General features: G+C 69.3%; 20 protein-coding genes. 9 read left to right on the top strand and 11 right to left on the bottom strand.

Annotated features, from left to right (window positions below):
- Positions 1 to 650 precede the first annotated feature (650 nt).
- The 4 genes from BKA10_RS07830 to BKA10_RS07815 form a co-directional block, all read right to left on the bottom strand.
- Positions 651 to 3,335, bottom strand: coding sequence for a bifunctional glycosyltransferase/CDP-glycerol:glycerophosphate glycerophosphotransferase (locus BKA10_RS07830; protein ID WP_183499375.1), 2,685 nt, complete (start codon positions 3,333 to 3,335; stop codon positions 651 to 653).
- Positions 3,336 to 3,554: 219 nt separating this feature from the next.
- A complete protein-coding gene (locus BKA10_RS07825; protein ID WP_183499374.1) occupies positions 3,555 to 4,592 on the bottom strand; it encodes an LCP family protein in 1,038 nt (345 codons plus the stop codon).
- A gap of 96 nt (positions 4,593 to 4,688) precedes the next feature.
- Positions 4,689 to 6,011, bottom strand: a complete 1,323-nt coding sequence (locus BKA10_RS07820) for an O-antigen ligase family protein (RefSeq protein WP_183499373.1) — start codon at positions 6,009 to 6,011, stop codon at positions 4,689 to 4,691.
- Entirely contained in the window at positions 6,008 to 7,408 is a 1,401-nt protein-coding gene (locus BKA10_RS07815; protein WP_183499372.1) for an O-antigen ligase family protein, read from the bottom strand. Before BKA10_RS07815 ends, BKA10_RS07820 begins: the two co-directional genes overlap by 4 nt.
- A gap of 39 nt (positions 7,409 to 7,447) precedes the next feature.
- Here BKA10_RS07815 and manA point away from each other — a divergent pair, with 39 nt between their 5' ends.
- The 4 genes from manA (at position 7,448) to BKA10_RS07795 (ending at position 13,377) form a co-directional block, all read left to right on the top strand.
- On the top strand, positions 7,448 to 8,605 hold the full coding sequence (manA, locus tag BKA10_RS07810; RefSeq protein WP_183499371.1) for a mannose-6-phosphate isomerase, class I: 1,158 nt from the start codon (positions 7,448 to 7,450) through the stop codon (positions 8,603 to 8,605).
- A 150-nt stretch (positions 8,606 to 8,755) separates the two neighbouring features.
- Positions 8,756 to 9,073, top strand: a complete 318-nt coding sequence (locus BKA10_RS07805) for a WhiB family transcriptional regulator (protein WP_183499370.1) — start codon at positions 8,756 to 8,758, stop codon at positions 9,071 to 9,073.
- Between the two features lie 66 nt (positions 9,074 to 9,139).
- Positions 9,140 to 11,980 carry a glycosyltransferase gene (locus BKA10_RS07800; RefSeq protein ID WP_183499369.1) on the top strand — a complete coding sequence of 947 codons (2,841 nt, stop codon included), beginning with the start codon at positions 9,140 to 9,142 and terminating at the stop codon, positions 11,978 to 11,980.
- 17 nt (positions 11,981 to 11,997) lie between these two features.
- Positions 11,998 to 13,377, top strand: coding sequence for a DUF5719 family protein (locus BKA10_RS07795; RefSeq protein ID WP_183499368.1), 1,380 nt, complete (start codon positions 11,998 to 12,000; stop codon positions 13,375 to 13,377).
- Positions 13,378 to 13,407: 30 nt separating this feature from the next.
- Here the strand turns inward: BKA10_RS07795 and BKA10_RS07790 are convergent, their stop codons facing one another.
- From BKA10_RS07790 to BKA10_RS07775, 4 genes are read right to left on the bottom strand one after another with little or no spacing between them, the layout of a single operon-like run.
- The gene (locus BKA10_RS07790) at positions 13,408 to 14,097 is read right to left on the bottom strand and encodes a lipoyl protein ligase domain-containing protein (RefSeq protein ID WP_183499367.1); all 690 of its coding nucleotides are present in this window, start codon (positions 14,095 to 14,097) and stop codon (positions 13,408 to 13,410) included.
- Positions 14,085 to 14,426 (bottom strand): HNH endonuclease, encoded by a 342-nt coding sequence (locus tag BKA10_RS07785; RefSeq protein WP_183499366.1) that lies wholly within the window; start codon positions 14,424 to 14,426, stop codon positions 14,085 to 14,087. Before BKA10_RS07785 ends, BKA10_RS07790 begins: the two co-directional genes overlap by 13 nt.
- A gap of 50 nt (positions 14,427 to 14,476) precedes the next feature.
- Positions 14,477 to 14,821, bottom strand: coding sequence for a DUF2200 domain-containing protein (locus BKA10_RS07780; RefSeq protein WP_183499365.1), 345 nt, complete (start codon positions 14,819 to 14,821; stop codon positions 14,477 to 14,479).
- A 9-nt stretch (positions 14,822 to 14,830) separates the two neighbouring features.
- Positions 14,831 to 15,565: a Sir2 family NAD-dependent protein deacetylase gene (locus BKA10_RS07775; RefSeq protein WP_183499364.1), complete on the bottom strand. Its 735-nt coding sequence runs from the start codon at positions 15,563 to 15,565 to the stop codon at positions 14,831 to 14,833.
- 107 nt (positions 15,566 to 15,672) lie between these two features.
- Between BKA10_RS07775 and BKA10_RS07770 the strand changes: the two genes are divergently transcribed.
- On the top strand, positions 15,673 to 16,380 hold the full coding sequence (locus tag BKA10_RS07770) for a DsbA family protein (RefSeq protein WP_183499363.1): 708 nt from the start codon (positions 15,673 to 15,675) through the stop codon (positions 16,378 to 16,380).
- Between the two features lie 233 nt (positions 16,381 to 16,613).
- Here BKA10_RS07770 and BKA10_RS07765 read toward each other — a convergent pair whose 3' ends face one another.
- Positions 16,614 to 17,051, bottom strand: coding sequence for a metallopeptidase family protein (locus BKA10_RS07765; protein ID WP_183499362.1), 438 nt, complete (start codon positions 17,049 to 17,051; stop codon positions 16,614 to 16,616).
- A 101-nt stretch (positions 17,052 to 17,152) separates the two neighbouring features.
- On the opposite strand from BKA10_RS07765, the gene BKA10_RS07760 reads away from it, so the two are divergent.
- Together BKA10_RS07760 and ahcY are read left to right on the top strand one after the other, a co-directional pair.
- Positions 17,153 to 17,359 carry a DUF3499 family protein gene (locus BKA10_RS07760; protein ID WP_183499361.1) on the top strand — a complete coding sequence of 69 codons (207 nt, stop codon included), beginning with the start codon at positions 17,153 to 17,155 and terminating at the stop codon, positions 17,357 to 17,359.
- Between the two features lie 47 nt (positions 17,360 to 17,406).
- Complete coding sequence (ahcY, locus tag BKA10_RS07755) at positions 17,407 to 18,864, top strand: adenosylhomocysteinase (protein ID WP_183499360.1); 1,458 nt, start codon at positions 17,407 to 17,409, stop codon at positions 18,862 to 18,864.
- 777 nt (positions 18,865 to 19,641) lie between these two features.
- Here ahcY and BKA10_RS07750 read toward each other — a convergent pair.
- Both BKA10_RS07750 and BKA10_RS07745 read right to left on the bottom strand, forming a co-directional pair.
- Positions 19,642 to 20,553, bottom strand: a complete 912-nt coding sequence (locus tag BKA10_RS07750; protein WP_183499359.1) for a hypothetical protein — start codon at positions 20,551 to 20,553, stop codon at positions 19,642 to 19,644.
- Between the two features lie 575 nt (positions 20,554 to 21,128).
- Positions 21,129 to 21,965: an RDD family protein gene (locus tag BKA10_RS07745; RefSeq protein ID WP_183499358.1), complete on the bottom strand. Its 837-nt coding sequence runs from the start codon at positions 21,963 to 21,965 to the stop codon at positions 21,129 to 21,131.
- A 16-nt stretch (positions 21,966 to 21,981) separates the two neighbouring features.
- Between BKA10_RS07745 and BKA10_RS07740 the strand changes: the two genes are divergently transcribed.
- Both BKA10_RS07740 and BKA10_RS07735 read left to right on the top strand, forming a co-directional pair.
- The gene (locus tag BKA10_RS07740; protein WP_183499357.1) at positions 21,982 to 22,977 is read left to right on the top strand and encodes a stage II sporulation protein M; all 996 of its coding nucleotides are present in this window, start codon (positions 21,982 to 21,984) and stop codon (positions 22,975 to 22,977) included.
- A 67-nt stretch (positions 22,978 to 23,044) separates the two neighbouring features.
- Positions 23,045 to 23,500 carry a transcriptional repressor gene (locus BKA10_RS07735; protein ID WP_183499356.1) on the top strand — a complete coding sequence of 152 codons (456 nt, stop codon included), beginning with the start codon at positions 23,045 to 23,047 and terminating at the stop codon, positions 23,498 to 23,500.
- Positions 23,501 to 23,509: the final 9 nt, after the last annotated feature.

Raw genomic sequence — 23,509 nt, 5'->3', positions numbered from 1 at the left:
GGAAGTATCAGCACGACGGAAGCTGGATGTCTCCGGCGCGACTGGGGGAGAACGTGCGGGTGTTCGCCGCTCTGCGCAGACACCAGCTGCGCATCGTGGGAGCTGCGATCAGTGAGGCGCTGCCGGTGCCACGGTCGGGGTGGCTGCTGGTGCGCGACCCCGACGACTCGGGGAGCTTCGCCGCAGCCCTGAATGACCAACTCACCCACGTGCCGTCTGCTGGCCGGGTGCGTCTGGTCGATCCGGTCGGTGGTGGTCGGTCCCACCGGCGGGCCGCCTCGCGATCGCGATTCGGCGTCATCACGACGATCGAGCATGGCTCGGCGCTCGATCACCTCGGCGGGTGGCGTGTGCTTGTGCACCGGGGGCCCATCGACGCCGTGACGCGAGTCGCGATTGATGCGCTCCCGCTCGATCTGGTGATCGTCGACACGGAGCGCGCCGCCGAACGTCTGCGCGCCGAGTCCTCCTACTTCGATGACCAGATCGTCATGATTCCGCGCAAGAAACTCGTGCTGCAGACGGTAGGGACTATCCAGGGCCTGGGAAGAGGACCAGGCCTGAGTGGTCTTGCCGCCGGTTCAGCCCTCACTCGGAGGACGCTGGATGGGCGCTGCAAAGTGCGTGCAGCTGGCCATGATCGCCAACCGTCACTTGAGGCTGTTGATCGCCGCAAACGCGCGTTCGCAATTCTTGCCATCTCGCTCGATAAAGAACTCTTCGGCTCGTCGCTCGTACACCGCGAGCCCCTTGCCCGACGCGATGGCATCCTGGATCGCCGCGACCGCCTCGTCGGCTGATCGTGCGACAGGTCCGAAGCCATCCCGCTCGTATTCGAAGTAGCCTTCCCGGTGAGGGTGCTCCTCGAAGAACTGCGCGACATCGAACTGGAAATAGACCACGGGCGTGTGAATGTAGGCGGCCTCAAATGCCAGCGAAGAATAGTCAGTCACCAACACCCGTGCGCGCGTGATCACGTCCTGGATGTCGTGGTCTCGATAACGAAAGACTTCGACGCCATTTGGGATATCCAAACGTTCGAGATGCGGCTCAAGATTCGGATGCGGCACGAAGCCTACGCGGCTGTTTGTGTCCGCGAGTGCGGCATTGTCGACCAACTCGACCAACAGCCGCTTCCACTGGATGGCGTAGCTCGACTCATCGAAGCCCTCGATGAGGTCTCGAGTGGTCCCTCGACCGCTGACGGGTCCCATCAAGTACTCGCGCCAGGTCGGCATGATGAGTACGAGCTGTCGCTCGTGGACCTGGACTTCGTTCGCTTTTCGCAGCAGCGCGTCGTGGCGCGGGAAGCCGGTGAGCGCTACCTCCCTCGATGTCAACGTGTACGGTGTTCCGTTCGCAGTGAACGCCCGATACTCAGCGAGCCCCGTAGCGACGATGAGCCGCAGAGGCTTGGGGTTGATCCATCGCGAAACATCATCCTTTGTCACCCCATGCTGCAGAAAGACAAACATCCAGCGGCGGGGGCCAGAGAGCTTCGCGCTCCATGGTGCAAGAACGTATTGATCAACATGGGACGACACAAGGTATCGGGCGTTCTCCAGAAGGAGAAAGTGTTCTGTGGAGCCATAGTCCACCAGACGGAAGCCGTCCTCGCGAAGCCGTTCCCAATCGGTACTAGTCCGCCTGAGCACGAACCAGGCATTGACATCCGGGCGGTTACGAAGGACCCAACGGTAGAGATGCTCGGCGTTGTCCTGCGCCTGAACATCGCGATCCATGAAGACCCATGCTTCATCAAAGCGCCTTCGAACGAGATCTGTCTTGGCCGCTCGACGTGCCAACGCGGCCCACGGCTTTTTTGCGACGACGGATCGACCGGTCAATACCCGGTCGAGCTGGGTGCGTCGTTTCTTCACCTGTTGTCCCAGTGTGTCGCGCAAGCTCGCTGAGCGCCTGGTTTTCGGGCCTGACGGAGCGACCGGGACATCAGTGGACGAGACGGTAGAGACTTGGCCCGCTCCTGGGGAGCCGGCGTCCCTCGATGACGTCGATCGGGACGTCATGCCGAGGTTGCGGCGAAGTCCCTCGGCCGTCATGGAGAGTTGGTGCGTGCCGGGTGGTTTGTATCGTAACTCCACCAGTTGACCGTTGATGCGGAGCCCCATGGGCTCATGTGGTTGGATCCAACAAATCCGTTCGTGAAGAACGACTTGGCCGAAGTACACTACCGACCTGTACTTCTCGTGCGCGGGCGCGATCAGCATTCCCCCGACGGTGAAGTGCTCGATCGGCGGTTCTCCCGCGAAGTAGTACTTGACAAGAACCAGGCCTGATCCACTGTCGGCGCGCCATACGTGGATAGGCGAGAGGGAGAGCTCGTGACCACCCAACGCGAGTAGCACCGCCTGCAATTGGGGGGAGACTCTTGTGATCCCGTAGGCAGTTATGGTCTCAGGGTCGATGATTGCAAGGACTTCCCTCACAACGGCGAGAAACTCATCGCGCACGCCAGGCGCGATGGCCCGGGTGGGACTGTGGATCTGAGTGTCGTAGTGCAGGTACCAATAGAGGTCGTACAGCACCGTGTTCTGAAGCCACGCAGGAGCTGCGCCATAGAGTGAAACGGCCTCGCGGAGCGGCTCGAGCCAACCGTACCGAGGCACGTCGGTATACTTCTCCGGTTGTTGCCAGCTTGTCGTCGTGAGGGATGTCGCCTCGGTGCGCTTTCGATAGAGATAGCGCGCCTCCGGAAGCACGAGCATGCGTGGCTGAGAGAACCCCAACAAATAACGTGCAAGAAATGCGCCGTCCTCGAAGTTGGGCCTGACACGCGGATCCCAGGAGACTTGACGTCTGATCAGTTCGTCACGACGGATAAAGGACGTCGCCGCCGACAGCTTGATCATCTGCGGCTCATCAATCAGATTGACGACCCGTCGACCGCGCGCAAAATGGTTCCGCAACGGGTGGGCGTCGCGCCGCAATGCGAGCGTGTCATCTGTGAACACCAAGTTGGTTGACAGGAGGGCCGGAGCACCCTCCTCGCCATCGTTGATCTCTCCCAGTGCTGCGACGACCTCGGACAAATACCCTGTATCGAGAATGTCGTCGGGATCTGCGAAAGTGAGCCACTTACCTTGAGCGACCTCCATCCCCGCATTCCTAGCCGAGGCGACCCCGCCGTTGCGTTGTGAGATGAGATACGCGCGTACGCTCACGCCGGTGATCCATGCGTCTACGATGCGGGCTGCATCATCGGGCGAGCCATCATCGACGAAGACAACTTCAACATCTGACAGGGCTGCCCCTTGTGCCTCGAGACTGGCAAGGAATGAAGGGAGATACTCTTCGACTCCGTACATCGCCACCACGATCGAAACGAGAGGTGTCCGACTCACAATCGGTTCCACCGATCAGTTGATGGCATTACTTGCACTCCTTTGACTATCAATACGTGTGCGACACGTCCCGCAGAGCACCAATCGCCAGCGGCATGGTGGACTCGGTCTCCGCCGTTGCGTCGACGCAACGGGAACCAGTCGCCTCCCGACGTTGCTACGAGCCTATCGCCGCAGTTGATGGTGCTTCCCCTACAGCACCGGCGGCTCGTACTCCGAGAGTGTGCCGTCTCGGATCGCTTGGCGCACGACCTCGATCTCGTCCCAATCGGGCACGACCACGGACTGGCCGTCACGCCACCCCGTGCCCAAGGTCGGCGAGGTGAAGAAGTGCACGTCGCCGGAGCGGATGTCACGCGCGTTCCAGACGAGCGAGAGCACGGCCCAGGCATCCAGTCCCTCGTCCACTGTGAGATGGGGTGACACGGTCGAGACCAGCTCGCTGACGCGGAACGGATTCAGCAGAGTGTCGGCACTGAGCACGCTGCCCAGAAGGCCCTTGATGAACAGCTGCTGGTTCGCGGCGCGCTGGTAGTCGCCGGTCGCGAACGCCTTCCGCTCCCGGACGAACGCGAGCGCGTCTGAACCGGCGAGTGTGACCTCGCCCGCCGCGAACTGCTCGCCCGAGACGGCCGTGAACTCGATCGGGTTGTCGACGGTGACGCCGCCCACGGCGTCAGCGAGGCCGGCGAAGCTCTCGAAGTCGACGATCGCGACATGGTCGATGCGGGTGGCGATGAAGGATTCGACCGTCTCGACGACGAGCGGCACCCCGCCCAGCGCCATAGCGGCATTGATCTTCGCCTCGCCGTGACCAGGGATCTCGACCCAGTTGTCGCGCATGATCGACATCACCGAGATCGACTGATTGTCGGCCGGGATGTGGACGACCATGATCGTGTCGGACCGACCCGATTCGCCTGCTTCGGGGTCGCGCGAGTCCGATCCGAGCAGCAGGATCGTCCGCGTGCCGGCCACCGCGGCCGGGCGGTCTCCGCCGGGAAACGCGTCTGCGATGGTGTCGGCGTTGTTGAACGAGCTCCACAGACTCCACGCGAAGCCGCCGACCACGATCAGCACCACGACGAACAGTGCGAGCACGCTGAAGAAGGCGGTCTTCATCCTGTCGCGCTTCCGCTTGCGCTTGTGCGGTGGCTGCGCCGGGGCGCCGTCGGCGACGGGCAACAGCAAGGTCGCCGCACTTGTCGGCAGCCCGGGAGGCGTGGTCATACCGCAATCGTGACAGTCGGCGGCTGGGATGGGCCTGTGGAACCCGGCCGGCACGGCCGACAGGTCGACCCGGCACCGTGTCACACCGGGCCACTTTCAGAAGCTCGGTGGACCCTCGTGCGGCAGGCCGCCGATCGTCGGCCCACCGGCATCCATCCCGCTGCGCCAGCCCTTCACGAGCGACGCGCGCGTTGCGCACACCACCAGCAGGAACCACCCGAAACCGCCCAGCAGCGAACTGGTCACGATCGAGTCTGCCAGCAGCGAGATCAGCACCAGCGGCGCCCACACGTACACGGTGGAGCGGCGCTCCGACGCGGTCATCCACGCCCGCGCGAGCGCGAGGCCGGCGAACGCCAGGAACAACGCGACACCGACGGCACCCGCCTGTAGGAGCACGTCCATCCAGGCGTTCAGCGCCGACCCGTGATCCTCACCGGTCAGGTACCGCAGGTACGTGAACGGCATGACGCCTTCGGGCCAGGTGCCCACCCACCCCCATCCCTGCACCGGCGACGCCTCGGCCAGGTCGAGGATCTCGTTCCACAACCGCGACCTGGTGAAGAAGTCCGGCTCGGCGTTGAGCCAGTACACGAGCGGGCGCCGGAACGCGTAGACGAGCACGAGACCGAACACCAGAAGTGCCGCGATCGCCCATTGCAGGGTGGCCCGGTACCGCGCGTCGGTGCGTCTGACCAGGATCAGGATGCCGGTGGCCAGGCCCGCCACGAACGCCATCACGAGCACGATCGGCGACCCTGTCAGCACCGCCAGCACCCCCGCGAGGGTCACCGAGTAGACCGCGAGTCCGGGCGCGACCGATCGGGTACGCCATTCGACGAGGAACGTGATCAGCGCGATGATCGTGATCAGCCCCAGCGCCGTGCGGGTTCCGAAGATCCCCTGGACGGGGCCGCCCTGGGCGATGTTGCCGCCGATCCCGAGGAAGGGGATGGGCAGGTCGATCAGGATGCCGGAGAGCACCTCGAGGGCCAGCGACAGCGTCAGCAGGACGCGCAGCACATCTCCGGTGGTGCGCACGGTCTGCAGGGTGTCGCGGAACTGCGCGACCACGATCGCGAGGAATGTCGGCGCAGCGATCGCGAGCCAGCCGCTGAGGCTCTCACCGGTGTCGCGCGCCCAGATCGAGGTGATCAGGAGCCACAGCATCAGCGCGGCGAGGGTGGTGGGCATGAGCTCGAGCCAGCGCCACTCCCGGCGCCGTGCGACGAGCATCGCCGCACCGAGCAGGCACAGGCCGACGATGATCGCCCCGTATCCGGCGTCGCCCATGAGGTTTCGCAGCAGCTGCGTCGCGAACAGAGCCCCGAGGCTGGCCGTCGCGAACGCGGCGGCCAGGGCCGACGATCGCAGCAATGCCATGGCGCCGGCGCGCGGGGTCGGCGCGGACGCGCTCATGGTGTCGACAGCCGCTCGCCCTGCTCGCCCGTGAGGCGACGCTCCGACGGGCCGCGGCCCATGAGGGGAGCCTGCTTGATCTTGAAGGCGAACATGACCACGAACAGCCAGCCCCAGCCCACGAGCGGTCCGGACTCGGCCAGCCCCTGCACCAGCAGGATCGCTCCGGTGAGTGTGGGGATCAGCGTGAGCGGGGAGTATGGGCGGTCGGCGACGATGTCCCACCGCGGGCGGTCGACGGCGAAGAACCATGAGCGCCAGATGAAGGCGAGGTAGGTGAGCGCCATCAGCGCGAACCCGATGGCGCCGAGCTGGAAGAACACGTCCAGCCACATGTTGTGCGCCTGCATGACCGTCTCGCCGTGGTCGGTGATCCAGCCGGCGAAACCCGGGTCGCTGGGCACCCAGGGCGTCGAGAACCCCCACCCGATGACGGGGTGCTCGATCGCCCGGGCCCACACCGTCTCCCAGATGCCCTCGCGACCGGTGAGGTCGGCCGAACGGCCCAGCAGCGAGAAGATCGCGTCGCGCGCGAACCAGAGCGCGGTGAGACCGCCGACGGCGACGACGGCGTACGCGACGTAGAAGCGGGTGCGTCCGCCGGGACGCTTCGCCGTGCGCATCAGCAGTACGGTGATCAGCACGACGAACACGCCGACGGCGGCGAGATAGGCGGTCGCAGAGCCTGCCCTGAAGAACAGGAATGCCGCGACCACGATCCATGCGCCCAGCAGGAAGCGCCTGGGCGGCCGGCTCGCCATCCGCGCCGCGAAGACGACGATCGCCAGCAGCGCGACATAGGCCAGGGAGTTCGCATCGCCGAAGACGCCCTGGATCCGCCCGCCGTCGAACAGGTTGTCGCGCGACCAGTACACGATCGGGTCGTCCACCGGGCCGTCGGGCCGCACGAACTCGGGCAGGATCGGCCCGCCCCACACGAGCGACACCCACAGCTCGAACAGGAGCGACAGTGCGACGATCCACTTCAGCGCCGATGCCACCGCCCGGATGAGCTCGCGCCAGGTCAGCACGGCGCCGACGAACAACGCCTGCACCGTCGTGGTCAGCAGCAGCACCAGGGTGATGGTGGTGGCAGCCGGCCAGTGCGTCCAGATCAGCGAGGCGACCGCCCACGCCACGTACGCGACGGCGAACCACGGCAGGCGGCGCCACTGCACCACCGGACGCAGCGAGAGCCACAGCACGATCGACACGAGCGCCGACCCCACGACCACGATCGTGGACACCGTGACGCCGAAGGCGTTCAGCCACGCGGTCCCGGCGAGCAGCCCGGCCAGCACGAAGATGCACCAGCCGCGCAGCAACAGGTGTCCGGTCTTCTCCCGCACGGGCGCCGCCGGGGGCGTCGTGATCGGGTGCTTCGTATGGATGGCCATCGCAGATCAGGCTATCGCGCGGCTGTCTAGGCTGAGGGGGTGCTGATCCCCCTTTCGAACGAGCCTCGTGACTATGCCTGGGGGTCGCCGACCCTCATTCCCGCACTCCAGGGGCGGGCACCCGACGGCACCCCCGAAGCGGAGATCTGGTTCGGGGATCACCCCGGCGACCCGTCGCTGGTCGAAGACGGCTCGGGTCGCACCCTCGACGCGCTGCTGGATGATCGCGGCGAGCAGCCGCTGCCGTACCTGCTGAAGGTGCTGGCCGCGGCATCCTCCCTCTCCATTCAGGCGCACCCCTCGAAGACGCAGGCAGTGGACGGGTTCGCCCGCGAAGAGGCTGCCGGCATCGCGCGCGGCGCCGCGGACCGCACCTACCGCGACGACAACCACAAGCCCGAGATCATCGTCGCGCTGAGCGATGTCTTCCGCGCACTGGTGGGTCTGCGTCCGCTGGTGCAGACGCGGCGGCTGGTCGCCGCGCTCGGCGACGGGCCCGGACCGACCGCGCTGGCGCAGCATCTCGACGGCGACGGCGACGACGACGCCGCGGCGCTGCGGGCGACGCTGGCCTGGGTGCTGTCGGGCCAGGCTCAGGCCGAGGTCGACGACATCATTTCGTCGGTGATGGATGCTGCCGATGCCGAGTTCTCGGATGAGATCGCCGTGCTGCGGCGCATCGCGGCAGACTTCCCGGGGGACCCGGGCGTCGTGGTGGCCCTTCTCATGAACCTCGTGCAGCTGCGGCGCGGTGAGGCGGTGTTCGCGCCCGCGGGCGTGCTGCACGCCTACCAGGACGGACTGGGCGTGGAGCTCATGGCGGCGAGCGACAACGTGCTGCGCGGGGGACTGACACCCAAGCATGTGGATGTCGCCGAGCTGCTGCGCATCGTCGACACGACCGCGGCCGCACCGCCGCTCGTACGGCCGCAGCAGGTGGACGGGATCGCGGTGTTCGACGTCGGCATCCCGGACTTCCGGCTCACGCGCATCGCGCCCCGGGCCGGTGAGCCGCACACCGTCGCCGTGGCGGGCCCGACGATCGCGCTGGTGACCGGAGGCCGCGTCGAGGTCTCCGCCGGCGCGGCCAGCCGCACCCTCAGTCCCGGTCAGGCCGTGTTCCTCACCCCCGATGAGACCGCACTGCAGGTCGCCGGCTCCGGTGAGGTCTATATCGCACAGCCCGGCGTGGCGTGATCGTTGCCGAGGCGAGACACGCCGTCGGCGCGTCGTGAAGCTTCAATCAGCGGTTGAGGCTTTAGCATCTGCGACTTGACCGCGGCGAATGACAAGAGTGTAATTATCCCTACACGCGGCTTCGCGTGGGTATACAGGGGGGAGAGCGACATGACGGGTTACCGCTCCGGCGTTCCCGAAAATTGGTTCGTCGACCCGGTCAATCTCGGAGTGCCCGGCGTACGACGTGCCGTCGAAGACGACGACACCGCGCTCGCATGGCAGTCCGATGCGTTGTGTTCACAGACCGACCCGGAGGCGTTCTTCCCTGAGAAGGGCGGCTCCACCCGCGATGCCAAGCGCATCTGCACATCGTGCGATGTCCGGGGCGAATGCCTCGAGTACGCGCTGCAGAACGACGAGCGCTTCGGTATCTGGGGCGGTCTGAGCGAGCGCGAGCGTCGCAAGCTCAAGCGTCGCGCCGGCTGACCGATTGAGCGAATCGCGCGCGCGAGTCCGCGCGCGTTCGCCTGCCCGATCTAGGCTGTCCGGGACATGCCCGCCCGAGTTCACGCGCTGCTGGTCGTGCGTCCCGATGGGCGCATCCCGGCCGATCTTCACCTGACCAGGACGTTGAGCGCGCTCGCCGCGCAGTCCCGACCGGTCGACGCGCTCACGATCGTGCTGTGCGGGGCCGACGCCACGCTGCGCGAGATCGCCGCTGCCTCGGACGCGGAAGGGGTCATCACCACCTCCCACGGCACCTCGTACGCGCAGGCGCTGAAGCTCGCCGGCCACCGGCTCAAGGGCGACGCGGTGTGGCTGCTGGCCCAGGACACCGCGCCACAGCCCGACACGCTCATGCGACTAGCCGGCGCGCTCGAGAAGGCACCGTCGGTCGCGGTGGCAGCCCCGAAGCTCGTGCGCTGGGACGACGTGGGCCGCATCGTGTCGCTCGGTGTCTCGATGGCCCGCGGCGGGCGCACGGTCGGCCTCGTCGACGGCGAACTCGACCAGGGCCAGTACGACGCCGCCGAAGACGTGCTCGGTGCCGACGTGCGCGGACTGCTGGTGCGCGCCGACGCATGGCGCACGCTGGGCGGCATCGACCCCGGCCTCGCGGGAGCTGATGAGGGGCTCGACCTGGGCGTGCGTGCCCGCCTCGCCGGCGGCCGCGTCACTCTGGCGCCGGCCGCGCGGATCGCCGTCGCAGGAGACGGCGTCGCCGGCCCCGTGCGGGGTGATGACTTCGTCCACCAGGTCCGTCGCGAGTACTCCGAGCGCACCGCTCAGCTCCACCGGCGCCTCGTGTACGCACCGGCGGCGACGGTCGTCCTGCACTGGTTGTCGCTGCTGCCGCTCGCTCTCGCGCGCACGATCGGGCACCTGCTGGGCAAACAGCCGGCACTCATCGCCCCGGAGTGGGCGGCCACCGTCGTCGCGATGCTGCAGTTCGGATCGGTCACCCGAGCGCGCGCCGGCATCCGTCGTTCCCGCCAGGCCGGCTGGAGCCGGATCGCACCGCTGCGGGTCACGGGGCGCGAACTGCGGCAGCGCCTCGATGAAGAAGGCGGCGACCACGCCCGCCGCGACCTGCACTTCTTCACCGGCGGCGGTGCCTGGCTCGTGCTCGCCGCGCTCGTGGCCTCGGTCGCCGTGTTCCCCGCCCTGCTGGCGTGGCCCGCCCTCGGGGGCGGAGCGCTCGCGCCGCTGCGATCGACGGTCGTGCAGCTGTGGATGGATGCCGCGTACGGCGCCCGTCCGCTGGGCTGGGAGACCGTGGGGCCGGCCGATCCATTCAGTGCTCTCGTCGCCGTGATCGGCTCGCTCTGGCCGGCCGAGCCCTCGCGCGCGATCGTCGTGCTGTGGCTGCTCGCGCTGCCGCTGGCGGCCCTCGGCGGCTGGGTGGCCGCGACGCGCATCACCGAGCGTGCGGGGCTGCGCGTCCTCGCCGGCATCGCGTGGGCGCTCGCGCCGACCTTCCTCGCCGCGCTGGTCACCGGGCGCCCCACCGGTGTACTGGTGCATCTGCTGCTGCCGTGGCTGTTCGCCGCCGGAGTCGTCGCGCATCGCTCGTGGTCGGGCGCGGGAGTCGCCTCGCTGCTGCTCGTCGGCGTCGTGGCCAGCGCCCCGTCGCTCGCACCCGCGCTCGCGCTGCTGTGGGTGCTGATGGTCGTCCTGACCGCAGCGCTGCGCGCCGGGCGTGGCATCACCCGCATCGTGTGGCTCGTGGTCCCCACCGCGGTGGTGTTCGCCCCGCTCGTCGTGCACCGGCTGCGCGCCGGCGACGTCTGGAGCCTGTTCGCCGACCCGGGAGTGCCGTGGGGCACTGCGGCCGACACCGCCGACGCCGCCCGGCGCCTGCTGCTCACCGCCGGCTTCCCGACCGTCGACCCGGGCGGCTGGGCGGCCTTCCTCGACGACGGCGCGCCGGTGTGGTGGGTGCCGCTGCTTGTCGCCCCCCTCCTCATCGTCGCCGTGCTCGCCCCGCTCACGCCCCGACCGATCGCGGCGGTGTCGCTGCTGTTCACGGCTGCGACCGGCCTGGTCACCGCATACATCTCGGTCAGCGTCGTCCTGTCGGCCGCGGGTGTCGATGCCGTGCCCCTGTGGCCCGGGGCTGGGCTGAGCCTGGCGTGGGCCGGCCTGCTGGGTGCCGCCGTGCTCTCGCTCGATCTGCTGCCGGCCCTGAGTCCCGGCATCCGTCCCGCGCGCCTGATCGGCGGACTGGTCGTCGTGGTCGCACTCGGCGTCGTTGCCGTGCCCGCGCTCACCACCACCGCGCGCGACGCGAGCGCACTGACGAACGGGCCCACCAGCACCCTGCCCGCGTACGTCGCGGCCGAAGGACGTGCCGGCAGCGCGACGATCGTCCTCGCCCCGCAGCCCGACGGGACGATCGCCACCAGTGTCGTCTGGGGCGGCAGCGCGACCCTCGGGGGCCAGACCACTCTGCAGTCCGCGCGCACCGAGCGCACTCGGGCAGACGTCGCCGTGGCCCGGCTGACCGCGGACCTCGTGACCGATTCGGCGACCGACGTGGTGGCGCGGCTGGCCGACCAGCACATCGGATTCGTGATCCTCGCGCCGCCTGCCGACGACACCGACGTCGCCCGCAACCTGCGGCTGACCGCCCAGACGGCGCTCGACCAGCGCGAGGGGCTCGACGCGGTGGGAGACACCGACAAGGGCAACCTCTGGCGTGTCGCACAGGACGTGGGGGTGCGCACGCCCACCGCCGACGAGTCGGCCATCGCCACGCGCATCGCGGCGTTCCAGATCGGCGTGGTCGTCATCTCCCTGCTGCTGGCGCTGCCCACCGGCGCCACGCGCCGGGCGGCGCGCCGGAAGCCGCGGGTCGTCGGCCTCACGCCCGGAGAGAGGGCCGCACTGTGAGCCGGTTGAAGCGGAGCATGGGCCTGATCGCCGGAGTCGTGATTGCCGGCGTGTTCGTGGCGGGGACGGCACTGGCCGTCGTGGCGCCGTGGCCGACCGCGGTCCGCGACCCGCTGTCGGTGACGGCGGTGCCGGCGCCCGAAGAGTCGGTGCTCGCGTGCGCCGGTCCCATCCTGGCGCTGGGGCGGGATGCCGAAGACGCGGCCGGGCTCACCGATGCGGCCGATCAGCGGCTCATCGTCACGACCGGCGACGGCAAGCCCGACGCCGCCGAGAGCCGGCTCGCCGCGCCCGATGTCATCGACGGGCAGGGGAACGGGACCTTCCGCGCCGAGCCGGACGGACGGACGCGCACCGACCTCGCCGCCGCCGGGTCGGCCCAGGTGACCGATGACGACCTCACCGGCTTCGCCGCATCGGCCTGCACGCCGCCCCTCATGGAGTCGTGGCTCGTCGGCGGCAGCGGGCTGACCGGTGCGAGCGACCTGATCCTCCTCGCCAACCCCGGCCAGGTCGCCGCGCGCGTCGAACTCACCGTGTACGGCGCGCTGGGCGTGCAGACGCCGGCCGCCGGACGCGACATCCTGGTGCCCGCAGGCACCCAGCGGGTGATCCCCATGGCATCCATCGCTCTCGGGGAAGGCAGCCCCACGGTGCGCGTGACCGCCGCGGAGGCGCCCGTGCAGGCGTCGCTGCAGACATCCATCACCCGCACGCTGATCCCGACCGGCCTCGACCAGGTCGGCCCCGCCGCGGCGCCGTCCCCGGAACAGGTGATTCCCGCCTTCACCGTGGTGCGTGAGCCGGGGGATGCCGGGGCGTCGGACACCACCACCCTGCTGCGGATGCTCGCGCCGGCCGAAGACACCGAGGCCACCGTCGAGATCAGCCGTGTGGGCGGCGGCGTGGTCGATACGCGCTCGGTGCCGCTGACGGCCGCGGTGCCGCTCGAACTCGATCTCGACGGGCTCGATACCGGTAGCTACACCGCGCGAATCACCGCAGCGACGCCGGTCACGGCAGCGCTGTGGGAGACCACGGGATACGGGGAAGGCGACGACTTCGCCTGGTATCCGTCCGTCGAGATCGTCGGCGTGTCGAGCCTGTTCACGGTCGCCCGCGGTCCCTCCCCGGTGCTGACCGTGACCAACGACGCGGAGGAAGAGATCGTCGCGCAGGTCGTGCTCGGTGCGGGCGAGGGAGAGACGATCAACCTGACTGTCCGGCCCGGCGGGTCAGCGCGCTACGCATTGCGTTCGGGCGCGGTCTATCAGCTGGTGCCCGGCGGTGACAGGGTGCGCGCGAGTGTGACGTACAGCGACAGCGATCGTCTTGCCGGGTACGCGGTGAGCCCTGCGGATGCCGCGGCGGCGGCCGTCGAGGTCTTCGTCCAGTAGCGGTGCCGCACGACCTGCGGCCCTGCAGGGTCACAGCAGAAGCGAGACGTCCTCGACGCCGTCCTCGGCGAAGCGCTGCGCGATGCGATCGGCGACATCGCGGATGTCGATGCCGGGCACGGTGTCGGACAGCGACCCGATGGTGTGGATGTCGACCGGTCTGCCCAGTTCGGCCGCCACCTGTCTCGTGGCTTCGAGCAGTGCATCGACCGGGCCGACCTGGACGACGGAACTGACGACCCAGGCACCACGCGCCACGCGCTGAGCGGTGCCGCTCAGCTTGACCACACCGGCCCGATTGACGCTGTGCGCGCCGGGGCAGTACTCGCCGGTGACCTCGCCCACGCGGGCGTCGATGCCGTACGAGAGGAACACCTCTGCCAGCAGCGCGGCGTGACGGTCGAACCGCTCGTTCGGCCATTCGACACGGTCCGACCAGCCGAACTCGTCGACCACCAGACTGCCCTCATGCATCGGCGCGAAGGTGCCGCCGACCGGGCGCACCGCCGGGGTGAACCCCGCCTGGAGGGCGGCCGCGGCGGCACGGGCGAATCCCGGCATCCGCTCGTCGCGTCGGCCGAACGCCATGGCGGGGCGGGGCCGGGCGATGCGCAGGACACGGGTCTCGACGCCGGCGCCGCGCAGACGATCCATCGTCGACGCGATGTGGCCGAACGGGTCGGGAGGTTCGTGTTCCGGCATCCGGATCACGCCCGCCACGCGGCGAGGATCTCCACATGCCGCAACAGGAATGCGCGCTCGTCCAGCCGCTTGCGCCGCAGCCACGAAGTGACTTCGTCATTGCTCTTGCTCGCATTGCACGAGCGGCAGACGGGCACCACGTTCTCGAACGTGTAGCGCCCGCCGCGCGAGATCGGCTGCACGCAGTCCTTCTGGAACGGCCCCTCGGCCGCACCGCAGTAGGCGCACGCGCCCCACGCCTCGACCAGCGACTCCCACTCGTCGGGCGTCAGGTCGTTGTCGGCCGCCGCCACGCGTCGCGCGCGCTTGCGCGACAGGCGTGCACGCCGGGTCTGACTCAGTGCCACGCTGTGAGCGTACCGAGCCGGGCGCGCCGTGCCGGTGAGGCGTGCGGGGATCAGGCAGCGCGCAGGATCGAGGTCATCTTCTTGCCGCGGGCGAGTTCGTCGACGAGCTTGTCCATGTAGCGGATCTTCTGCATCAGCGGATCCTCGATCTCCTCGACGCGGATGCCGCAGATCACACCGGTGATCAGGGACGCGTTCGGGTTCAGCTGCGCGTCTTCGAAGAGTTCCTGCACCGTCGTTCCCGCGGCGATGTGACGCTCCAGCGCGGCCTCGTCGAAGCCGGTCAGCCACTCGAGGACCTCGTTCAGCTCCTCCCGCGTGTGCCCTTTCCTCTCCACCTTCTGGACGTAGAGGGGGTAGATCGTGGCGAAGCTCATCGTGAACAGCCGGTGCATGGGGTCAGTTTACGTCGCGAGGGGCCCCGCGGCATCGGCATCGAGCAGCTCGCGCACCAGCTGCGGGACCGCCACGGTGGCATGTCCGAGCCGGACCTCGTCGAAGTCGGCGTGGTCGTCGTAGGCATCCAGATTCACGAGCATCGTGCGCGCACCGCGCTCGCGCGCGAGTCGGGCCAGGCCCGCCGCGGGCCAGACGGTGCCCGACGTGCCGATCACCACCAGTGACTCGCACGTGCTGACCGCGAGTTCGATCTCTTCGAACCGGTAGATGGGCTCGCCGAACCACACCACGTCGGGGCGCAGCGCACGCACGCCGCATGCCGGACACGGCGGCCGGCCGGCGAGGCCCTCATGCCACTCGTGCCGCTGGTCGCACGCGGCGCACAGTGCCGAGGCCAGCTCGCCGTGCATGTGGATCACGTGGCGCGAGCCCGCGCGCTCATGCAGGTCATCCACGTTCTGCGTCACGATCACGACGCCGTCGCGACCGTCGGTGGCCGGCAGCTGCCGCTCGAGCTCGGCGAGGGCGATGTGAGCGGCGTTTGGGCGGGCGGATGCCGCTTCGCGGCGGCGCCGGTCGTAGAACGCGTGCACGAGGTCCGGATCGCGCTCGAAGCCCTCCGGTGAGGCGACATCCTCCACGCGATGCTCGTTCCACAGCCCATCCGCGTCACGGAACGTCGCCAGGCCCGACTCGGCGGAGATCCCGGCGCCGGTGACGACGACGATGCGTGGTGACACGGCGGCCTCCTGACCTGGCACTCCCACTGTATTGACACGGCCTTGCTCCGGGCGCGCATGCAGGTGACAACGCTACATTGAACGTGGTCAGACCACAAAGGATCCCCATGCGCATCACACCGAAGCCCGCCACCCTCCTCGCATCGGCTGTCATCGCCGGTGCACTCGCCCTCAGCGGCTGCACGGCCGCGGCTGACGCTCCGGCATCCACCCCCGAGATCTCCACGCCGGGCTCGGCGGCTCCCGCGAACGTCGAGGGCTTCGGCATCGCGGCCGGCACCGGGCCGGTCGAGGTGGCGCTGTGGACCGACCTGTCGTGCCCGTACTGCGCCCTGCTCGAGGCCGACACCGGCGAGCTGCTGGCGGCCTGGGTCGACAGCGGCGACATCACGCTGACGATCCACCCGCTGAACTTCGTGAGCGCGAAGCGCGGCGACGACACCGACTGGTCGACGCGGGCCGCCAACGCGCTCGCCGCGGCAGCCGATGCCGGCCACACCGACGCGGTCCCGGCGCTGTACGCGCTTCTCCAGCAGAATCAGGTGTCGGATGCCGGAGCACCGACCGACGAGGAGATCCTCGCGCTCGCCGCGCAGGCGGGCGTCACGGGCGACATCTCCGACGCCGTCACGTCGCAGCGCTTCAGCGGATGGGTCACCGCGTCGAACGACCACTGGCTCGGCTCGACGATCGAGGGCACCGAGCAGGTCGTGCAGGGCGTCCCGATCCTCGTCGTAGACGGCGCGGTGTTCGAGATCCAGGAGACCAACGCCGCCCGCCTGCGGGCCGCGGTCGAGGCGGCACTCGCCGGCTGAGCAGGCGGGGTCAGGGGCGGGGTGGCGGCCCGACGCACCGGATCAGGGGCGCACTTCGAGTACCCGATTGAACGGGGTCTCGGCGACACTGCGGAAGCGGGTGAACCCCACCCGGCGGTGACATCGCGGATTCTCCCGCGCGGTCCGAACTCGGGGCGTCGGTGTGGGCCGCGCATGCGGCATCCGAACCGGCCGAGATCCTGCGCGCCGAGGGCGCGGTGCAGTGATGCGTCTCAGAAGTAGCGGAAGCGCTCGGGGCCGAGATCCCACGGATCGCGACCGAGGTACTCGGCGGCCGCGCGGAAGACGCAGCTCTCGATCATCATCCGGCGGTGCAGGTCGTCATTGCGGTGCAGGTGACTGAGCCGCTCGATCGGCAGGCGGTACAGGATGATCCGCTTCTGGTCGGTCAGCACCGTCCAGCGGGGGATCCCCTCATCGTCGGATGCCGGGGGCATCGCGCCCACCTCGAAGCGCACTTCCCGCAGCTCTTCCCACGCGCTGCGCAGGAAGTCGGCGGATGTCGCCACGGCGAGGTCGAACCGATCCATCCGGCTCTCCAGGGGCGGCAGCGGCGGCCGGATCACCGGGCTGCGGCCCTCGCGCCCGTGCCTGCCGTGACGGGCCGGACGGCCGCGCTCCGGAGCCGTGCGTGAACGCCGCCTCATCATGCGTCCATCCTAGGCGCGCCACCCCGGATCGGAGAGTGGATGCCGGTGGCTGCGGCGCGGCATCCATTCGATGAGTCGGTGTGCCCGATAGCGTCAGGGCGATGCGCGAGAGACTGTGTTCCAAGGTGGGCTGCGCCCGCGAAGCCGTGACGACGCTCACATACGATTACGGCGACCAGATGGCTGCTGTCGGCCCGCTCGGCGGTGGTGACGACCCGCACGCGCATGACCTGTGCGCCATCCACACCGACCGGATGTCGGTGCCCAAGGGATGGGTCGTCGTCCGGCACGAGACCCTCCGGGTCTAGGGCCACGCCCGCACCACGCGGTTCGGCGCGCGTGGGAGAATGGCCCAATGCCCACCGCTGCCACCATTGCCGATTTCGCCGTCGCCGACCTCGCGCTCGCCGAGGCCGGCCGCCACCAGATCCGCCTCGCCGAGAACGAGATGCCCGGTCTCATGGCGCTCCGCGAGGAGTTCGGGCCCTCGCAGCCCCTCGCAGGAGCGCGCATCGCCGGCTCGCTGCACATGACCGTGCAGACCGCCGTGCTGATCGAGACCCTCGTCGCCCTCGGCGCCCAGGTGCGATGGGCAAGCTGCAACATCTTCTCCACGCAGGATGAGGCGGCCGCGGCGATCGCCGTCGGGCCCACCGGCACCGTTGACGCCCCGGCCGGCGTGCCGGTGTTCGCTCACAAGGGCGAGACGCTGGAGGAGTACTGGGCCTTCGCCGACCGCATCTTCGACTGGTCGGCCGAAGGCTTCGACGGCCCGAACCTCATCCTGGACGACGGCGGCGACGCCACCCTGCTCGTGCACAAGGGCGTCGAGTTCGAGAAAGCCGGGGCCGTTCCCGACGCCACGGACGGCGACGTGGCCGAGTACCGTGTCATCCTCGACACACTGCGCGCCTCGCTCGCCCGCGACCCCCAGCGGTTCACACGCATGGCATCCGGAATCCTCGGTGTCACCGAGGAGACCACTACCGGCGTGCACCGCCTCTACGAGCTGCACGCCGCCGGTGGCCTTCTCTTCCCGGGCATCAACGTCAACGACTCGGTGACGAAGTCGAAGTTCGACAACAAGTACGGAATCCGCCACTCGCTGCCCGACGGCATCAACCGCGCCACCGATGTGCTGATGGGCGGCAAGGTCGCCTACATCGTCGGGTACGGCGACGTGGGCAAGGGCGCCGCCGAGGCGCTGCGCGGCCAGGGTGCCCGCGTCATCGTCGGCGAGATCGACCCCATCTGCGCCCTGCAGGCCGCGATGGACGGCTACCAGGTCGCCAGGCTCGAGTCGGTGGCAGGCCACGTCGACATCCTCATCACCGGAACCGGCAACACCCGCGTCGTGACGCCCGAGAACCTGCTCGCCCTCAAGCACCTCGCGATCGTCGGCAACGTCGGGCACTTCGACGACGAGATCGACCTCGCCGGCCTCGAAGCACTGCCGGGTGTGGAGAAGGTCGAGATCAAGCCGCAGGTGCACGAGTGGCGGCTGCCGAACGGGCGCAGCGTGCTGGTGCTCAGCGAGGGCCGCCTGCTGAACCTCGGCAATGCGACCGGTCACCCGTCGTTCGTGATGAGCGCGTCGTTCACCAACCAGGTGCTCGCCCAGCTCGAGCTGTGGCAGCGCATCGACCAGTACCCGGTCGGGGTCTACACGCTGCCCAAGGTCCTCGACGAGAAGGTCGCGCGGCTGCACCTGGCCTCACTCGGCGTCGAGTTGACCGAGCTGACCGCCGAGCAGGCCGCGTACATCGGGGTGCCTGTGGAGGGCCCCTACAAGCTCGATCACTACCGGTACTGAGCCGGCGCCCCGGGGGCGTGGTCCCGGGGCGTGGCTGGGTGTCTGAGCGTGGCTGGTGTTCTCGGCGGGAAATCGGGATCGCGTGTTGCCGTGTCCCGTTGGTTGATGCGGCCAGTAGTGACCACAGTTTCTGCGGCGTGGTCCCGTTCGCCCGAATCGGGGTCGCGTGTTGCCGTCTCGCGTCGGCTGAGGCGGCCAGTAGTGACCACAGTTTCTGCGGCGCGGTCCCGTTCGCCCGAGTCGGGGTCGCGTGTTGCCGTGTCCCGTCGGCTGAGGCGGCCAGTAGTGACCACAGTTTCTGCGGCGTGGTCCCGGTTGCCCGAATCGGGGTCGCGTGTTGCCGTGTCGCGTCGGCTTAGGCGGCCAGTAGTGACCACAGTTTCTGCGGCGTGGTCCCGTTCGCCCGAATCGGGGTCGCGTGTTGCCGTGTCCCGTCGGCTGAGGCGGCCAGTCGTGACCACAGTTTCTCGGCGCGGTCCCGTTCGCTCGAATCGGGTCGCGTGTCGCTGCTTCCGTGAACTCAAAGAGGTCACGAGCGTCCCCACGTCTGAGTGGAGGCCGGAGCCCCGGCACCCAGAGTGACTTCGGGCCACGCACGACCGCGCCAGATCGCGCGAGCCAGCGGACTTGGGTTCGCGTGCGGCCGGGTCTACCGGCCGAGGCGGCCAGAGGCGACCATGATTGTGGTCCTGGGCCGCTCGGTGCGGCAGCGCCGCCGACACGCGGCGCACGCGGGCCGGGGGCCCGGAGTTGGCGGACCTGTCCGCGATCGAGCGACTACTGCGCGGACGAGGCCTCAGGACGCCAGCCGCGTCGCTGCAGCACCGCACGCACGATCTCGGGTCCGCGCGGCCTCGGCCCGCGGATGTGCTTCGACGCGAGGCGCACGAGCTCCAAACCGACCGCCGCGTATGCGGCGTACTTGTCGAGATCGCGACTCCACTGAGCGTCGCTCGTACTGTGGTGCCTTCCCTCAACCTCCACGACGACTCCCCAGCGACGGTAGATCGCGTCAGAGATGCCGATCAGTCGTCCACGGGCGTCCAAGATCTCGACGTCGAGCTCAGGTTCGGGCAGGCCGGCGTCCTCCATCGTGAGTCTGCAATCCGTCTCGAGCGCCGACATGCTCCCCATGCGCACCCGCGAGCATGCACGCAGGAGCTCGACTCGGCGCCTTCGTCCCGGGCGACGCGCGGCTGCCTCGAGCTCGGGGATCGTTGCCAGCTGCTGCTCGGGTTGTGGAGCGCCGTCGCGATCGCGCGGAATGCGGACGATCGCGTCGCCGAGGATGATGAGTTCCCGTTCGGTGAGCGTGCCGGCGAGCGAAGCCCACAGGTCTGCGGGCACAGCAACGCGAAGGCCATCGCACGTGCGCGCGGCCATCTGCCGCTGTGAGAATCGATGGCCCCGGATGCCGGATCCTCGCGGCGCGCGATGTGGAGGCGGCACCGCAACCGACAACGGTGAGTGGGCATCGAACCTCCAGGGCAGCGGCAGTTCGAGCAGAGCGACCGCCGTCAACCCGACGAAGAATGCATCCGGATGCATGATCGTTGCGTACGCTTCGGCCAGACGCCGCACGCGCGCGTACGCCACGCGGTCGCGCGCGAGTGGCTCGTTCTCGTCGATGGGCTCAGACTGCGCCGAACTGCGCTGCCGCACGCCCCGAAAAGGAGCCGAGAGATCCATCGCGCGAAGCCGACCTCGCGTCGCGCCTGCCTCACGTGCGGCACCGCAGCTGAACGCGTCGCCGAGTTGATCGGGCAGGGGACGAGGAGGAACCGGCATCCATTCACTGTCGGCTGTCGCGGGCCCCGAGGGGGCTCAGGGGCGCAAGCCGTGGACAGAAGAGCCGACTCCGCCATTGTGGAGGAGGCGTCGAGCCGACTTGGAGTCACGTGTGGTGGGGTCGCTGGGCGTGAGGCGGCCAGGAGCGACCACGATTTGGTGGTGCGGGTGGCGCGGGGTGCGGAGGTGCTCGTGCCGGGAGGAGTGGAGTCGCGTGTGGCGGGGTCGGTGGTCGTGAGGCGGCCAGGAGCGACCACGATCTGGTGGTGCGGGGTGCGGAGGTGCTCGTGCCGGGAGGAGTGGGGTCACGTGTGGCGGGGTCGGTGGTCGTGAGGCGGCCAGGAGCGACCACGATCCGGTAGCGCAGGGGACGAGGCAGCCAGAGGCGACCACGATCTGACAGCACAGCTGGGGGTGGATGCCGGGGTGCGCGCGTCAGGTGGACTTGGGTCGGGTGTGCGCGAGGCCGGCGGCGCTCAGCGCTGCGGGAAGCCGCGCGGCGCGGCATCGACACCGGCAGTCAGCCGCGCGGCCCGCTCGTTCTCCAGCGTGATCGACGCGTATTCGCGGTCGCGGCGCACGGCGACGACGGCGCGGAGGAAGGTCTCGGGGTCCGCGGCCGGCACGGGCGCGACGTAGGGCCGCACGTCGGCGGCGATCTCGGCCGCGATGCGCACGCGCGACCCCGGGTCCAGGTCATCGGCGCCGCGAACGAACTGCGCGGCACGCCGTGCGACGCGGTCGGGCAGGCGTGCCACGTCCGCCACCACGGCCCACTCCGCCAGCGCCACCGGCACGGCGCCGACCGGCGCCGGCAGCCGCGGCGCACGTGTGCGCTCGGCGTAGGTGCCGGCCAGCAGATCGCCCAGGCGCTGCGAGCGCGGCGTGAACGCTCCGACGACGCCCGCGACCGCGCCGAGCGTGAACCACAGCTCCAGCACTCCGGTCAGAGCGCGGATGAACGCGTGCCGGAACCCCGCCGCGCCGCCGTCGGCCCGCACGATGCGCGAGCCCACGACCAGCCGCCCGAGGCTGCGGCCGCGGCTCAGCGTCTCGATCGCGGTCGGCAGCACCACGATCACCACGACCAGCGACGCGATCGTGAGCGCGGGCGACAGGGCCAGCAGATCGAAGCCGGTGACCCATCCCACCGCGAGCCAGAACGCGGTCAGCAGCAGGAGCCCGGAGACCATGTCGATCAATGCGCCCAAGGCGCTGAGGAAGTAGCCGACCGGCTGCACGTCGAGGGCGACGGCCTCGCCCGTGAGCACCTCATCCTGGTGGATCTGCAAGGCAGTACCGGCGGCGGACATGAGTACAGTAAAGCGCATGGACCTCGACGCGCTCACGGCGGCGCGGCAGGACGAATGGGCCCGGCTCGACGAGCTCGGCAGGCTGCGGAGACCCACCGGCCCCGAGGTCGATGAACTCGTGGTGCGCTACCGTGCGGCATCCGCAGATCTCGCCGAGATCAAGACCTCTGCGGGCCGCAGCCAGGTCGGCGACCACCTCTCGACCCTGCTCGCACGGGCGCGGCTGCGGCTGACCGGCGCGCCCGAGAACGTGCTGCGCCAGGTGCCGCGCTTCTTCGTGCTGCAGCTGCCCGCGGCGCTGTACCGGGTGCGCTGGACGACCCTCGCGATCGCCCTCGCGTTCGTCGTGATCGGCACGCTCGTGGCGACGTGGATCGTCCGCGATCCCGCGGTGCTGGCCGCGCTCGGCGACGAGGCGGGCCTCGCCGACTATGCCGACAACCAGTTCACCGGCTACTACAGCGAGAACCCGGCAGCCGTGTTCGCGGGCACGGTCTGGACGAACAACGCCTGGATCGCCGCACAGTGCGTGCTGTTCGGCATCACCGGCATCTGGCCGGTCATGGTCGTCATGCAGAACGCGGTCTCGGTCGGCACCGCGGCGGCGGTCCTGTTCGCACACGGCCGCGGCGACGTCTTCTTCCTCTACATCGCCCCGCACGGTCAGCTCGAGTTGACCTGCATCTTCGTGGCCGCGGCGGCCGGACTCCACATCTTCTGGGCGTGGGTGGCGCCGGGCCCGCGCACCCGCGGCGCTGCGCTCGCCGCCGCCGGCCGGTCTCTGGCCACGATCGCGATCGGCCTCGTCTTCGTTCTGGCGGTCGCCGGTCTCATCGAGGGCTTCGTGACCGCCGCACCCTGGCCGTGGCCCATCAAGATCGGCATCGGCACGGCGGCGCTCGCCGCGTTCATCGTCTACATGGTCGTCGTCGGCGGCCGCGCCGCGCGCCGCGGCGAGACGGGCGATCTCACCGAGTATGAGGCCGGCACGGCGCGTCTGGTCGCGGGCTGACGCCGCCGGCGAAGTGCTGCGGCACCGGCATCCACTTGTTTTGATTTGATCAAAACAAAGAGGTAGAATGGATGCCGTGATGACACCCTCCCTCCCCGCGACACACCCGGCGGCAGCCGACGTGCTGCGCGGCGCTGGACTGCGTGTCACCGAGTCGCGCACCGCCGTGTTCGAGTCGCTCGCCGCACGCCCGCACGCCAGTGCCGATGCGGTCTTCGCCGACATCGAGCAGAAGCTGCCGCGCACGAGCCGCCAGTCGGTCTACAACGCGCTCAGCGACTTCACGGCCGCGGGCCTGGTCCGCCGGATCGAACCCGCCGGCCAGCCGATGCGGTTCGAGCTGCGCGTCGACGACAACCACCATCACCTGATCTGCACCGGGTGCGGCGCCGTCGAGGACATCGACTGCGCCGTCGGGCACGCACCGTGCCTGACCCCCGCGACCACTCACGGCTATGCCATCTCGACTGCCGAGGTCACGTACTGGGGCCTGTGCCCGTCGTGCGCGGCCGAGGCTGCCTGACCCCACCAC

This window comes from Microbacterium invictum (genome assembly GCF_014197265.1).
GTDB classification, from domain to species: Bacteria; Actinomycetota; Actinomycetes; order Actinomycetales; family Microbacteriaceae; genus Microbacterium; species Microbacterium invictum.
The sequence above is the reverse complement of the archived record's forward strand: the minus strand, read 5'-3'. Positions and strand labels throughout refer to the sequence as shown.